Here is a 13,305-nt window from a genome sequence, read left to right on the forward strand (position 1 = left end):
GATGCTAGCAGGTTAATGACTATGGAGCATTCTCTCAAGGCCTTAGATAAAAGGTAATCGTGGTGAATAAAATATATTACCCGCATACGGCAACAACAACTTGGAGTGGCTACATATACCAGGGCTATGTTGCTATTTATCACAGTATAAAGTGCCTTCAGAGTAATGACGTATTTGAGTTGCAGTTAGATAGCATAGATGATTTTGCTATTATTATAGATGGGGTCGCAGTTTCGACGCATCAGGTAAAGGCTTTAGGGGACACTCAGAGAAGTGAATACTTAGAAGCCTTAGCGAAGGCAGCTAGCGTGACACGCCTTTGTAATGAGCGTACTACTAGGTATTTTCATGTGTCTAGTAAATTGGATGATTTTTCAGAATATACGTCGAGTGATGGCGTTGTTGTAAAGTTTTATACATACGCCGGTGTACCATATTGTGCTCTTCAGGATATCATATCGAAAATAAAACTAGAGATCGAGTCATATCTGAAACTAAATGGTTTGCCGTGTAGCAATCAATTGGTTGAGCTGAAATACGAGTCGCTGCAATGTCGAATATTGTCACAGATTACGTACATCCATGCTGCTACTCAGGATAACTTAATGACGGCTAAAGAGGCCGCTTATACGCAAACTATAAAAAGTGTACAACTTAAGGAGTTGTTGGAAGCGGTTGCCGAGTTTGATTCAGATAAGAAATATAAAATGTATAAGGCGCGGTTGGCTTTTGCTGAAGCATTTGACCAGTATGCGAAGGCTCTCGCTGGGCGATGTGACGTTGAAGCTTATCACAAGGTCGTTACTGCATATGGGGGAATTAAATCTCTTAGTGATGCAGGGTTTGAGGTTCTGTGGAAAACCGTTTGCCTAGGGTCGGGGGTAGACACTATCTCGAAAACTTCGGTTTTTGATTATGTGGATATTTTGCTCGAGATAGTTATGCCTCCAATAGTTGACAGGGCGCCCTATTATGTGTGTGGACACAAGCAGTTTTATTTGCCTACTGCATACATTTCTAAATCTGAGGTGCGAGAGGATATCCTTGTTCAGGATATTTTTGAAGAGATAAAGTCTAATGGGGCGATTTTTGAAATTCTTTTTGAGTATGATTGGCTGATAGCTGACGTATCTACAACGTTTTCTTTGATGGATCGATATTGTACTTTTAATGGAGTTACTGCTGATATGGTTGAGTCAGAGTATAAGTCGGCTGTTAATGTCCCAAGCAAGATTACGAAGGCATTCGGGGCAAGGATTATTTCAAAAGCTGATGCAAGAGGTAAGATTGATGATTAGATCATTGCTGCGAGAGATTGCTCATGATTCCGGATTTGTCGCCTTTACTCCAGTAGAAGTTGAGGGGAGTAACTCTAAAAAGTTTGATTTTTATAAGTTTTCTGAGGGCGATAGCAAAAGGTTCCTAATTTTTTACGAGTTGTCAGAGCTTGTGGCGCCTGAAATATTGAATAGTGATGTGGTTGAGTTTGCGCCAGCTGAATTTAAGAGTGACCCTTCTTTTGAGAAGAATGCTGACCTGGTCGTAATTTTTAGGCTTGAGAGCGGTGTGGTGTTCAATGACGTTGAGCGCTGGATATTTGATATAGAAGAAAACCCATACTACTTTAAAAAATACTTTCTTTATTATTATGATGTGGAATTGAGCTTGCTGGACGGTGTGGGGTTTCCTGAATTGCAGGCAGTAATAAAGAATGAGGAGATGTTTAAAGAGTATAAAAACGCCCCTTTATCTAATAGTTTGTATGGGGTGGCGGCGCGTATCTATATTAAACTGCCATTTTTAAAGCTTCCAGTTAAAGAAGGGGATCTTAAGCCGCTTGATTTTTATGTTTCAGAAATGCTGGCGTTGAAAGGGGGTTCAGCTTTGTGGTCGAAGGTTGAGAATTTAGAAAATGATGAGTTAACGACCGAACAGTTACTAAAGGAGATGGTTGATGAAGAATTGGAAGATATCTCGCCTGAGGATTTGTAATTTTAAACCTTTTGAAGATTTGCAGATTGATTTTAAAGGTGCCTCGCTAATAACTCTAGATGGGCCAAATGGTTTTGGGAAGACGAGCATATTTGACGCAATCGAATTGCTTCTGACAGGTGGGGTTCAGAGACTAATTGATCTATCAAAAGCTATTGCTGTGGATCAAAGAAGACGGCAATTTGATGAGAATTTAGTGTGGAATGTTAATAAGAGAGGTCCCATTGTTTTAAAAGTTGAATTGCAAAATAAAGCCGATGGGAGGTACCTATACTTAGCTCGCCGAGCGGAGGTTTCTGAACTTAAAAATCCACGACGAAATTCGCCAGATAATTTTGATTATTTTGATTTGTATAGAATTGACTCGTTGGAGTCAGAGGTTTATGAACGAAAGGTTGAGGACCTAAAGCTTGAGGCTGTCCTTGGTGATAATTTTCGGAAGAATTTTTCGCTTCTCAATTACTTAGAACAGGGGCAGAGTAAATACCTGTACTCTAGAAATGTTACCCAGCGTCGGGAGGGGCTGGATCATCTGATTAGCACAGATAAATTGACTGAGAAAATTGAACGGCTTTCGGCGTTAGAGCTACAAGTTAGACGGCAATATAGTGGCCCGGAAAAGGAGCGGCAGAAACTGGCGTTAGAGCTTCAGTTGTCGACAATTAATACGAATCTGAGCGTGAGCGAAGTTGCTCCTTTGTACGCTCGATTAAGCAGTGTGGATCCTGTTCCAGGATGGGATAGTGCTAAGCCTGTTTTGTCTGCCAATGCCATCGATTTTCAGAATCTAATCAGTGATTTCAATGACGTGGAGAATATATTTCTAAATGCCGACGAGTTAAAGGTTAGGTTAGAGAATCGCAAGATTGACGATTTTTTGAAAGATAAATCCCAAGAGATTTTTCTTGCTGCAAAAATTGGTGCCCATATTGGGAGATATCAAGGTCTAAAAACGGTTAAAGAGTCGATTTCTTTATTGTCTCTCGATTTGTTGGTTTTGCGCACTAAGGCCGACAAAGTCGTTCTGCAGCAGGTGGGGGAGCTATCGACAAGTATAGATAATAAAGTCGAAATTGTTCGGTTAATAGGTGAAAGGGATGGGTTAATAAAGATATCATCAAGTCATGATCGTAAGCTTAGTTTGATGGTGAAGGCGCACGAAGATCTAATGCTGTGCTATCAGCAAATTGATGGTGATAAGAACGGGGAGTGTCCTTTTTGCGGATTTGATTGGCCTACTTACGAGATTTTGCTAGAAGAAGCTTCTAAAAGCATTTCTAGAATAAAAGGTGAAATTGAAGGTACTATTTTAAAAATTAGTAGGGTTCTCGGTCTTATTGAGCATGAGCTATTTGTAGCTGCAACTGAGATAGAGGAACGGAAAGCTGAGCTGGAGAAGCAATTTAATTCCTCACTATTTACTGATCTTGAGTCTACACAGGAAAAGACTAAGCTTATTCAAAAAATCGTAGATAGACTAGCCGTCTATTCTATTGATCTTTATCCGGATTATACTGAGAACCCCGAGGTGGTGGCGAGAAGGGTTGCAGAGATAAAAGAAAAAGTACTGGGCTTGAAAGTGTCTGAAAGTGAAGGCCTTATTTCAAATTGGTTTGAGGTTTATCGCTCAAGTTTTTCAAGTGTTGAGGATGTTTTTGGGGTTTCTAAGGTTAAATTGAAATCAAAGCGGGAGTATTTAGATTTTTGCTATGCGAAAGAATGCAACGATGCTTTGTTGTTGAAGCGGCGAGAATTGCAAGAGTTGGTGAAAACTATGGCTGCTGGTCAGCGCGTAAAAGATAAGATTGCAGGTTTACGCCAAGCTCTGCTCTCTGTGAAAGGCGAATATACCAAGAGGACGGTTTCTGAGATTGAGTTGATTTTCCATGTTTATAGTGGGCGTTTGATTCAGAACTACCAACGAGGGTTGGGGTTGTTTATTTTAACAGGAGAAGATGGCCGGGTGTTAAAGTTTAACTCGGCAGAAAAGTCTGAGCATGACGCCATCCTATCGATGAGTAGTGGTCAAGTTGCTGCTATGAGCATGGCTTTTTTTCTTGCTCTAAATAAAGTGTATGCTGGAAATCCATTTGTATTAATTGATGATCCTGTTCAATCAATGGATGAGATAAATATTGCATCACTGAGTGACCTTTTGAGAGTGGAGTTTGCAGATAGACAAATTATTTTGTCAAACCATGAAGAACAGGTGTCTGCTTTTCTAAGATATAAATTTAAACGTAGTGGGTTAAGTCAAGAGTCGATACACATGCAGTTTCGTGAGCAACGAATTCAATAGTTTTGGATTTGTTATGCTGTTGGTGCGAATGTGAGGAATATTTTTCCTCCTTTCGGATGGTATGCGGAGGGAGGTGATGTTTGCTCAACAGTTAGTATTGTCACGCAGCCTTGTTCACTGAATATCTTTCAAGTAATTCTTAAGCGCGATGAGCGGCGTATCAAGCTGCGCCATCCTCTGGGCAGCGCTGAAATCAGCTGACAACCTGCGCAGCTCCCGCCCCATTGGCGTGTTAACACCGTCTAAAGCTTCCAGCGCCAAACCAATGCAGTGCGCCACCCGAAACTGAATCCCCTCAATATCTCCTCGACGCACCAACAACCCAAAAACCTCGCGCTCATAATCACTCATGATTGGATCATCCCGCAGAATCGGACTCGAATCCTCCGTCTCATAAGCAAGCTTGAGGCAAAACAGGGCGACAGTTTCCAGGAGCAGTTCCATGGGGTGAATCCTTGAGTAGGGGCGTACCGGCCAAGAATACGAAGATCAAAAGCTCGCTACCTCCCACAGCTGCGACACGACAGCCATGAGCAAGCTCACTTTTCTACAGACGAAAAAAAAGGCCTTGCTAAGCAAGACCTTTCTTAATTTTGGTGCCCCGAGGGAGACTCGAACTCCCACTCCTTTCGAAAACGGATTTTGAATCCGCCGCGTCTACCAATTCCGCCATCAGGGCTCAATGGCGGCGAAGTATAGAGATGAGATTACCGTCGGTCAATCAGGTACATAGAGAATTTTCACTATTTCGGCTAGACTTCCGGCCCCTGCTAGACGAACCCCATCATGCGCGTTGCTGACTTTACTTTCGAACTCCCAGATTCGCTGATCGCCCGCCACCCTTTGGCCGAGCGTCGCAACAGTCGCCTGTTGACCCTGGATGGGGTCAGCGGCGCCCTGGCACACCGTCAATTCACCGATTTGCTCGAGCATTTGCGCCCGGGCGATTTGATGGTGTTCAACAATACCCGGGTGATTCCGGCGCGGCTGTTTGGCCAGAAGGCTTCCGGCGGCAAGCTGGAAATCCTGGTCGAGCGCGTGCTCGACAGTCATCGCGTGCTGGCCCATGTGCGTTCCAGCAAGTCGCCGAAGCCGGGGTCGAAGATCCTGATCGATGGCGGTGGCGAGGCTGAAATGCTGGCGCGTCACGATGCGTTGTTCGAGTTGGGGTTCGCCGAAGAGGTGTTGCCGCTGCTGGACCGCGTCGGGCACATGCCGTTGCCGCCTTATATAGACCGCCCGGATGAAGGCTCGGACCGCGAGCGTTATCAGACGGTCTACGCCGAGCGTCTGGGCGCGGTGGCGGCGCCGACGGCGGGGCTGCATTTCGATCAGCCGCTGATGGAGGCGATTGCCGCCAAGGGCGTCGAGACCGCGTTCGTGACCTTGCACGTCGGCGCCGGTACGTTCCAGCCGGTGCGCGTCGAGAAGATCGAAGATCACCACATGCACAGCGAATGGCTGGAAGTCGGCCAGGACGTGGTGGATGCAGTGGCGGCCTGTCGTGCTCGCGGTGGTCGCGTGGTGGCGGTGGGGACCACCAGCGTGCGTTCGCTGGAAAGTGCTGCGCGCGATGGCGTGCTCAAGCCGTTCAGTGGCGACACCGATATCTTTATCTACCCGGGCCGCCCGTTTCATGTGGTCGATGCCCTGGTCACCAACTTCCATTTGCCTGAATCCACGCTGTTGATGCTGGTTTCGGCATTCGCCGGTTATCCCGAAGCCATGGCTGCTTATAAAGCGGCCGTCGAGCATGGATACCGCTTTTTCAGCTACGGTGATGCGATGTTTATCACCCGTAACCCCGCACCACGTGGCCCAGAGGAAACAGAATGAGTCGCCAAAGTCGTATGTCGTTTGAGTTACTTGCTACTGACGGCAAGGCTCGTCGCGGTCGTTTGACCTTTCCACGCGGCACCGTAGAAACCCCGGCGTTCATGCCGGTGGGCACCTACGGCACCGTCAAGGGCATGTTGCCGCGGGATATCGTCGCCACCGGCGCGGAAATCATTCTGGGCAACACCTTCCACTTGTGGCTGCGTCCTGGCACCGAAGTGATCAAGAAGCACGGCGACCTGCACGATTTCATGCAGTGGAAAGGCCCGATTCTGACTGATTCCGGCGGTTTCCAGGTGTTCAGCCTGGGCGCCATGCGCAAGATCAAGGAGGAGGGCGTGACCTTCGCCTCCCCGGTGGATGGCGCCAAAGTGTTCATGGGTCCGGAAGAATCGATGCAGGTCCAGCGTGATCTGGGTTCGGACATCGTGATGATTTTCGACGAATGCACCCCGTACCCGGCTGACGAAGACGTCGCTCGCGTGTCGATGGAGCTGTCGTTGCGTTGGGCCAAGCGCTCGAAAGAAGCCCATGGCGACAACACGGCGGCGCTGTTCGGCATCGTTCAGGGCGGCATGCACCAGGACCTGCGCATGCGCTCCCTGGAAGGCCTCGACCAGATCGGCTTTGATGGCCTGGCCATTGGCGGTCTGTCGGTGGGCGAGCCCAAGCACGAGATGATCAAGGTGCTGGATTACCTGCCGGGTCAGATGCCGGCTGACAAACCTCGTTACCTTATGGGCGTTGGCAAACCGGAAGATCTGGTTGAGGGTGTGCGCCGCGGTGTGGACATGTTCGATTGCGTGATGCCAACCCGTAATGCCCGCAATGGGCATCTGTTCATTGACACCGGCGTGCTGAAGATCCGTAACGCGTTCCATCGCCATGATGATTCGCCGCTCGATCCGACCTGTGATTGCTATACCTGCCAGAACTTCTCCCGTGCTTATCTGCATCATCTGGACAAGTGCGGCGAAATGCTGGGTAGCATGTTGAATACCATCCACAATTTGCGCCATTACCAGGTGCTTATGGCTGGTTTGCGCGAGTCTATTCAACAGGGTACATTGGCCGCCTTTGTCGATGCCTTCTACGCCAAACGCGGGTTACCTGTTCCGCCTTTGGACTGAGTTTTCTGACCCCAAGATTCAACATTTGCAACTGGAGTGCTAAATGAGCTTTTTTATCTCTAATGCCATGGCTGACGCTGCTGCACCTGCGGCAGGCCCAATGGGTGGCGGCTTTGAGTGGATTTTCCTGGTCGGTTTCCTGGTCATCTTCTACCTGATGATCTGGCGTCCACAGGCCAAGCGCGCCAAAGAACAGAAGAACCTGCTGAGCAGCCTGCAGAAAGGCGACGAAGTTGTGACCACCGGTGGTATCGCCGGCAAGATCACTAAAGTGGCAGACGATTTCGTTGTTCTGGAAGTTTCCGACACTGTCGAAATGAAGTTCCAGAAGGGCGCTATTGCCGCGACGCTGCCAAAAGGCACGCTGAAAGCGATCTAAGTTTCAACTTCATATTCAATCGACGGGGCGCGCAAGGCGCCCCGCGTCATAAACGGGCGGCGTGATGCTGAACAAATACCCTCTGTGGAAATACATTCTGATCCTGGCGGTGCTGGCGGTCGGTCTGATTTATTCCGCTCCCAATCTATATCCTGATGACCCGGCCATTCAGGTCAGCGGTGCAAGTACTGCGCTGTTGGTCAATCAGGCTGATCTGGATCGCGTGAGCACAGCGCTCAAGGAATCCGGGATCAACGTCAAGGCAGCCACGCTGGCGGCCAATGGCAAGGGCGGTCTGATTCGTCTGACCAAGGCTGAAGATCAGCTGCCGGCCAAAGACGTCGTGCGCAAGGCATTGGGTGATGACTACGTCGTTGCACTGAACCTGGCACAAACCACGCCGCAGTGGCTGCGCAGCCTCGGCGCGCACCCGATGAAGCTGGGTCTGGACTTGTCCGGTGGTGTGCACTTCCTGCTGGAAGTGGACATGGACAAAGCCCTCGACGCACGCTTGAAAGTGTACGAAGGCGATGTAAAGAGCCTGTTGCGTAAAGAGAAACTGCGCTATCGCAGCCTGCCGCAACTCAACGGTGCCATTCAGCTGGGCTTCAGTGATGAAGCAACCCGCGAACAGGCCCGTGCGCTGGTCCGCAAGAACTTCAACGATTTCGACATTGTTCCGGCCGACCTGAATGGTCAACCGGTGCTGCGTCTGGCGATGACCCCAGCCAAGCTGGCGGAAATCCGCGAATACTCCATCAAGCAGAACTTGACCACGGTACGTAACCGCGTCAACGAACTGGGTGTTGCCGAACCGATCGTTCAGCGTCAGGGCGCCAACCGCATTGTGGTTGAATTGCCGGGCGTTCAGGACACCGCAGAAGCCAAGCGTATCCTCGGCAAGACCGCCAACCTCGAGTTCCGTCTGGCGGCTGAGCCAGGTGCTTCGAAAGCCACTTCCGAAACCTTCGAGTTCCGTGAAGGCAAGCGTCCGCCGGCACAGATCGAGCGTGGCCTGATCATCACCGGTGACCAAGTGACTGACGCCAAGGCTGGCTTCGGCGAGCACGGCACGCCAGAAGTGAACATCCGTCTGGATGGCCACGGTGGCGAGCTGATGAGTCGTGCGACTCGCAGCAACGTCGGTCGCAGCATGGCGGTGATCTTCATCGAACAACGCCCTGTGACCACCTACACCAAGCAAATGGTCAACGGCGTCGAGAAAGACGTTGCGGTCCAGACGTTTAAAGAAGAGAAGAAGATCATCAGCCTGGCGACCATCCAGTCGCCGCTGGGTGCTCAGTTCCGCATCACTGGCCTGAACGGCCAGGGCGAGTCGTCCGAACTGGCGCTGCTGCTGCGTGCCGGTGGTCTGGCTGCACCAATGTACTTCGCTGAAGAGCGCACCATTGGTCCAAGCCTGGGTGCCGACAACATCGTCAAGGGTATCGATGCTTCGCTGTGGGGCATGCTGTTTGTCTCGCTGTTCATCATCGCCATCTACCGCTTCTTCGGCATCATTGCCACCGTCGCGCTGGCGGTGAACATGGTGCTGCTGCTGGCCTTGATGTCTTTGCTGGGTGCAACGCTGACCCTGCCGGGTATCGCCGGTATCGTATTGACCATGGGTATGGCGGTCGATGCCAACGTACTGATCTTCTCGCGGATACGTGAAGAGATCGCGGCGGGCATGACCGTACAACGGGCAATCAACGAAGGCTTCGGCCGGGCATTCACCGCGATTCTCGACGCCAACCTGACCACCCTGTTGGTCGGCGGGATTCTCTTTGCGATGGGCACCGGCCCGGTCAAAGGCTTCGCAGTGACCATGTCCCTCGGGATCTTTACCTCGATGTTCACGGCCATCATGGTGACCCGCGCGATGGTCAACCTGATCTTCGGCGGTCGTGACTTCAAGAAGTTGTGGATTTAAGGGGCTGCCATGTTACGTACAATCAACTTCATGGGCGTTCGCAACTTTGCGTTCGGCGTCACATTGTTCCTTACGGCGCTGGCCATTTTCAGCGTCTTCCACAAGGGCATGAACTGGGGCCTGGACTTCACCGGCGGTACGCTCATTGAGCTGACCTACGAGCGTCCGGCTGACGTCACCAAGGTGCGTGAGCAACTGGTGACATCGGGCTATCACGAAGCCATCGTGCAGAGCTTCGGTGCAACTACCGATTTGCTGGTGCGTATGCCGGGTGAAGATCCACAGTTGGGTCATCAAGTGGCAGAAGCGCTGCTGAAAGTCGGCGGCGACAACCCGGCGACGGTCAAGCGCGTCGAGTTCGTCGGCCCGCAGGTGGGTGAAGAACTGCGCGACCAGGGCGGCCTCGGCATGCTGATGGCGCTGGGCGGCATCCTGATCTACCTGGCATTCCGCTTTCAGTGGAAGTTTGCGGTCGGTGCGATTGTTTCGTTGATCCACGACGTGATCGTGACCATCGGTATCCTGTCGTTCTTCCAGATCACTTTCGATCTGACGGTGCTGGCGGCGGTACTGGCGATCATTGGTTACTCGCTCAACGACACCATCGTGGTATTCGACCGGGTTCGTGAGAACTTCCGGGTACTGCGCAAGGCTAACCTGATCGAGAACATCAACATCTCGACCACGCAAACCCTGCTGCGGACCATGGCGACTTCGATCTCCACGTTGCTGGCGATTGCGGCCCTGCTGTTCTTCGGTGGTGACAACCTGTTCGGCTTCTCCATTGCCCTGTTCATCGGTGTTCTGGCGGGTACTTACTCGTCGATCTACATCGCGAACGTGGTGCTGATCTGGCTGAACCTGAACAGTGAGGATCTGATTCCTCCTGCGGCAACCGAGAAGGAAGTCGACGACCGTCCATAACGGCCATCGCTTTCCCGCGGACTGCCAAAAAAGGCGCGAGTTGAACTCGCGCCTTTTTTTATGCTCCAAGGCTGGGAGAAGCGCGGGTTTGTCCCGCATGTGATGGTCAGGAGGTTCATGTGAACAAGTCGTTGCTGGTTGGTGCGGTATTGGGTGCTGTCGGTGTGACTGCCGGGGGTGCTGTTGCCACCTACAGCCTGGTTAAAAGCGGCCCTGAGTATGCGCAAGTACTAGCCGTTGAACCGGTCAAGACACAGATCAAGACGCCACGTGAAGTCTGCAAGGATGTCGCAGTGACTCGGCAAGCGCCGGTCAAGGATCAACACCAGATTGCCGGTACGGTGGTCGGTGCATTAGCAGGTGGTTTGCTGGGTAACCAGATCGGCGGCGGCACCGGCAAGAAGATTGCTACGGTCGCAGGCGCTGTCGGCGGTGGTTATGCAGGCAACAAGGTTCAGGAAGGCATGCAAGAGCGTGACACCTACACCACGACTCAAACTCGCTGTAATACAGTGAATGACATCAGCGACAAGGTCGTTGGCTACGATGTTCGTTATTCGCTGGATGGCAAGGAAGGCAAGGTGCGGATGGATCGTGATCCGGGCAACCAGATCCCGGTCGACAAGGAAGGCAAGCTGGTCCTGTCGCAGAACGAAGAAAACCGCTAAATCTTCAAGCTTAAGCGTTTTAAAAGAAGCACCCTTCGGGGTGCTTTTTTTGTGCCTGGAATTCATGAATCACCGTAAAACCCTGTGGGAGCCGGGCTTGCCCGCGATAGCAATGTGTCAGTCACCATGAAGGGTGCAGGCGAAACCGCCATCGCGGGCAAGCCCGGCTCCCACAAGGATTGGGGGTAATACCCAAATCGCAGGCATAAAAAAGCACCCCGAAGGGTGCTTTCTCTTTCGCTGGAGGCTTAGCGCTTCAGCGAGGCTGGCAGGTGCGGCTGGATCGCCGTCAGAACTGCCTTGAAGCATTTGGTGTTACCGGCAACGACGTGGCCTTTCTCAAGGAATTCGTGACCACCGGTGAAGTCGCTGATCAAGCCACCGGCTTCCTGAATCAACAGGGCGCCTGCAGCCATGTCCCACTCGGACAGGCCCGACTCCCAGAATGCGTCGAAACGACCGGCAGCCACGTAGGCCAGGTCCAGGCTCGCCGAACCCGCGCGACGGATGCCGGCAGTCTGGCCAACCAGGGCGCGGAACATGCCCAGATAGTTGTCGAGGTTGTCCATCTGGTCGTCACGGAACGGGAAGCCGGTACCCAGCAGGGCGCCGTCCAGGCTGGTGCGACCGCTGACGCGCAGACGACGACCGTTCAGTTGAGCGCCGCGACCACGGCTGGCGGTGAATTCTTCCTGGCGAACCGGGTCCAGAACAACAGCGTGTTCCAGGCGACCGCGGTATTTGCAGGCGATGCTGACAGCGAAGTGAGGAATGCCGCGCAGGAAGTTGGTGGTGCCGTCCAGCGGATCGATGATCCACAGGTATTCTTCGCCTTCGATACCGTTGCCGGCGTGCATGCCGGTTTCTTCACCCAGGATCGAGTGGTTCGGGTAGGCCTTGCGCAGCGCATCGATGATTTTCTGTTCGGCGGCGCGATCCACCTCGGATACGTAATCCTTGGCGTCTTTTTCGTCGACCTTGATGGTATCCAGGCGCTCGATGGAGCGGAAAATCAATTCACTGGCGCTGCGGGCGGCGCGCAGCGCGATATTCAGCATGGGCTGCATGGATGTGTCACCTAAGGTTGTTAAAGAAAGCCGAGCATTCTATCAGAACTTTTCTACAGGAGAAGGTCGGTGTTCGCTTTCATAGCTTAACGGTGTGTCCCGCCTCAGAAATACGTTCACTTTTTGACGAGTGGTCAATGTTGGCGGGCAAGGCGCCGCGCCGACTCATGGCTTGCTATGGGGAGAAGCGGCAGCGCAGCATGCCGACATTGAACGCCGTCAAAAGTGAACAGTTATTTTTGAGGCGGGACACCCGGAGGAACTGTAAGATTCGGCTCCTTATTTCTGTGTTCGAGACTGCCTCCCGTGCTGCATAACATTCGTGTCGTCCTGGTCAATACCAGCCATCCCGGCAACATCGGCGGGGCTGCGCGTGCCATGAAGAACATGGGCCTGTCGCGGCTGGTGCTGGTCGAACCGCGGCAGTTTCCGCATCACGAAGCCGACGCTCGTGCTTCCGGTGCCGGGGATGTCCTTGAAAACGCGCAAGTCGTCGCCACCTTGGAAGATGCCTTGGTCGGCTGCAATCTGGTGCTCGGCACCAGTGCTCGCGACCGGCGCATTCCCTGGCCGCTGCTCGATCCCCGCGAATGCGGTGTGAAAGTGGTGGAAGAAGCCGGGCAGGGCGCCGAGATTGCCTTGGTGTTTGGTCGTGAAGATTCCGGTCTGACCAATGAAGAGCTGCAGCGATGTCATTATCACGTGCACATTCCATCAGACCCTGAGTTCAGCTCGCTGAACCTTGGGGCGGCGGTGCAGGTGCTGGGCTATGAAGTGCGCATGTCCTGGCTCGCGGCCCAAGGGCAGCCGAGCAAGGTCGAGAAGGATGAAGTGGCGTCCACCAAAAGTGGTGAACTGGCGACCATGGATGAGCTGGAGCGATTCTATGAGCACCTGGAACACACCCTGGTGGCCATCGAATTCCTCGATCCGGAAAAACCACGGCACTTGATGGCGCGCCTGCGCCGGTTGTACGGACGTAGCTCGGTCAGCCGGGCGGAAATGAACATATTGCGTGGCATCCTCACGGAAACCCAAAAAGCGGCCCGTGGCGAGCTTCTAAAGCGGAAGGATTAA

12 protein-coding genes and 1 tRNA gene are annotated in these 13,305 nt (G+C 52.1%); 10 read left to right on the plus strand and 3 right to left on the minus strand.

Going from position 1 to position 13,305, the window contains the following annotated elements:
* Positions 1-62: 62 nt before the first annotated feature.
* The 3 genes from D882_RS1000000131620 to D882_RS0107945 are packed head-to-tail and all read left to right on the plus strand — an operon-like array spanning position 63 to position 4,291.
* The gene (locus D882_RS1000000131620) at positions 63-1,298 is read left to right on the plus strand and encodes an ABC-three component system protein (RefSeq protein WP_155953709.1); all 1,236 of its coding nucleotides are present in this window, start codon (positions 63-65) and stop codon (positions 1,296-1,298) included.
* Positions 1,291-1,992, plus strand: a complete 702-nt coding sequence (locus tag D882_RS01000000130895) for an ABC-three component system middle component 1 (RefSeq protein ID WP_050590162.1) — start codon at positions 1,291-1,293, stop codon at positions 1,990-1,992. The genes D882_RS1000000131620 and D882_RS01000000130895 overlap by 8 nt, the downstream gene beginning before the upstream one ends.
* Positions 1,955-4,291 carry an AAA family ATPase gene (locus tag D882_RS0107945; protein ID WP_027922737.1) on the plus strand — a complete coding sequence of 779 codons (2,337 nt, stop codon included), beginning with the start codon at positions 1,955-1,957 and terminating at the stop codon, positions 4,289-4,291. The genes D882_RS01000000130895 and D882_RS0107945 overlap by 38 nt, the downstream gene beginning before the upstream one ends.
* A gap of 114 nt (positions 4,292-4,405) precedes the next feature.
* Here D882_RS0107945 and D882_RS0107950 read toward each other — a convergent pair whose 3' ends face one another.
* Complete coding sequence (locus tag D882_RS0107950; RefSeq protein WP_027922738.1) at positions 4,406-4,735, minus strand: hypothetical protein; 330 nt, start codon at positions 4,733-4,735, stop codon at positions 4,406-4,408.
* 150 nt (positions 4,736-4,885) lie between these two features.
* A tRNA-Leu gene (locus tag D882_RS0107955) sits at positions 4,886-4,970 on the minus strand.
* A 107-nt stretch (positions 4,971-5,077) separates the two neighbouring features.
* Between D882_RS0107955 and queA the strand changes: the two genes are divergently transcribed.
* The 6 genes from queA (at position 5,078) to D882_RS0107985 (ending at position 11,161) form a co-directional block, all read left to right on the plus strand.
* A complete protein-coding gene (queA, locus tag D882_RS0107960; protein ID WP_027922739.1) occupies positions 5,078-6,127 on the plus strand; it encodes a tRNA preQ1(34) S-adenosylmethionine ribosyltransferase-isomerase QueA in 1,050 nt (349 codons plus the stop codon).
* Between the two features lie 14 nt (positions 6,128-6,141).
* Positions 6,142-7,257 carry a tRNA guanosine(34) transglycosylase Tgt gene (tgt, locus tag D882_RS0107965; protein ID WP_172825974.1) on the plus strand — a complete coding sequence of 372 codons (1,116 nt, stop codon included), beginning with the start codon at positions 6,142-6,144 and terminating at the stop codon, positions 7,255-7,257.
* Positions 7,258-7,300: 43 nt separating this feature from the next.
* Positions 7,301-7,636 carry a preprotein translocase subunit YajC gene (gene yajC, locus D882_RS0107970; protein WP_007982729.1) on the plus strand — a complete coding sequence of 112 codons (336 nt, stop codon included), beginning with the start codon at positions 7,301-7,303 and terminating at the stop codon, positions 7,634-7,636.
* Between the two features lie 64 nt (positions 7,637-7,700).
* Positions 7,701-9,569, plus strand: coding sequence for a protein translocase subunit SecD (gene secD, locus D882_RS0107975; protein ID WP_027922741.1), 1,869 nt, complete (start codon positions 7,701-7,703; stop codon positions 9,567-9,569).
* Between the two features lie 9 nt (positions 9,570-9,578).
* A complete protein-coding gene (secF, locus tag D882_RS0107980; protein ID WP_027922742.1) occupies positions 9,579-10,493 on the plus strand; it encodes a protein translocase subunit SecF in 915 nt (304 codons plus the stop codon).
* Between the two features lie 119 nt (positions 10,494-10,612).
* Positions 10,613-11,161, plus strand: coding sequence for a glycine zipper 2TM domain-containing protein (locus tag D882_RS0107985; protein ID WP_027922743.1), 549 nt, complete (start codon positions 10,613-10,615; stop codon positions 11,159-11,161).
* Between the two features lie 248 nt (positions 11,162-11,409).
* Here D882_RS0107985 and suhB read toward each other — a convergent pair whose 3' ends face one another.
* Positions 11,410-12,228 (minus strand): inositol-phosphate phosphatase, encoded by an 819-nt coding sequence (gene suhB, locus D882_RS0107990; RefSeq protein WP_027922744.1) that lies wholly within the window; start codon positions 12,226-12,228, stop codon positions 11,410-11,412.
* A 306-nt stretch (positions 12,229-12,534) separates the two neighbouring features.
* On the opposite strand from suhB, the gene trmJ reads away from it, so the two are divergent.
* Positions 12,535-13,305 (plus strand): tRNA (cytosine(32)/uridine(32)-2'-O)-methyltransferase TrmJ, encoded by a 771-nt coding sequence (trmJ, locus tag D882_RS0108000; RefSeq protein WP_027922746.1) that lies wholly within the window; start codon positions 12,535-12,537, stop codon positions 13,303-13,305.

Origin of the sequence: Pseudomonas sp. URMO17WK12:I12 (genome assembly GCF_000514395.1) — a bacterium.
Taxonomy (GTDB): domain Bacteria; phylum Pseudomonadota; class Gammaproteobacteria; order Pseudomonadales; family Pseudomonadaceae; genus Aquipseudomonas; species Aquipseudomonas mucoides.

Excerpts from the sequence above, each read along its gene's own strand:
- suhB (WP_027922744.1), bottom strand. The coding sequence starts at position 12,228 with ATGCAGCCCATGCTGAATATCGCGCTGCGCGCCGCCCGCAGCGCCAGT.
- yajC (WP_007982729.1), top strand. The coding sequence starts at position 7,301 with ATGAGCTTTTTTATCTCTAATGCCATGGCTGACGCTGCTGCACCTGCG.
- queA (WP_027922739.1), top strand. The coding sequence starts at position 5,078 with ATGCGCGTTGCTGACTTTACTTTCGAACTCCCAGATTCGCTGATCGCC.
- secF (WP_027922742.1), top strand. The coding sequence starts at position 9,579 with ATGTTACGTACAATCAACTTCATGGGCGTTCGCAACTTTGCGTTCGGC.
- D882_RS0107945 (WP_027922737.1), top strand. The coding sequence starts at position 1,955 with ATGAAGAATTGGAAGATATCTCGCCTGAGGATTTGTAATTTTAAACCT.
- D882_RS01000000130895 (WP_050590162.1), top strand. The coding sequence starts at position 1,291 with ATGATTAGATCATTGCTGCGAGAGATTGCTCATGATTCCGGATTTGTC.
- tgt (WP_172825974.1), top strand. The coding sequence starts at position 6,142 with ATGTCGTTTGAGTTACTTGCTACTGACGGCAAGGCTCGTCGCGGTCGT.
- secD (WP_027922741.1), top strand. The coding sequence starts at position 7,701 with ATGCTGAACAAATACCCTCTGTGGAAATACATTCTGATCCTGGCGGTG.
- D882_RS0107950 (WP_027922738.1), bottom strand. The coding sequence starts at position 4,735 with ATGGAACTGCTCCTGGAAACTGTCGCCCTGTTTTGCCTCAAGCTTGCT.